1 protein-coding gene is annotated in these 341 nt (G+C 46.9%); it reads left to right on the top strand.

Annotated elements, in window-relative coordinates; translation table 11 throughout:
• The coding region (locus AB4585_RS28605) for a tRNA-guanine transglycosylase (protein ID WP_372172160.1) at nt 1–341 on the top strand (341 nt) is incomplete at both ends.

Here is a 341-nt window from a genome sequence, read left to right as displayed (position 1 = left end):
AAGAAGACATGCACCGTATCCTTGAGCACACGTGTCCACAATTACCTGAAGATAAGCCTCGCTACCTGATGGGCGTAGGTAAACCTGAAGACTTGGTAGAAGGCGTTCGTCGCGGAATCGACATGTTTGACTGCGTAATGCCGACTCGAAATGCACGTAACGGTCACCTGTTTGTGACTGGCGGTGTGATCAAGATCCGAAACGCGAAACATAAAACCGATACAACCCCTCTAGATCCTGAGTGTGACTGTTACACTTGTCAGAACTATTCTAAATCGTACTTACATCATCTAGATCGTTGTAATGAGATCTTGGGCTCCCGCCTGAACACCATTCATAAC

Source organism: Vibrio sp. 10N.222.49.C9, assembly GCF_041474985.1.
Classification (GTDB): domain Bacteria; phylum Pseudomonadota; class Gammaproteobacteria; order Enterobacterales; family Vibrionaceae; genus Vibrio; species Vibrio crassostreae_C.
The sequence above is the reverse complement of the archived record's forward strand: the minus strand, read 5'-3'. Positions and strand labels throughout refer to the sequence as shown.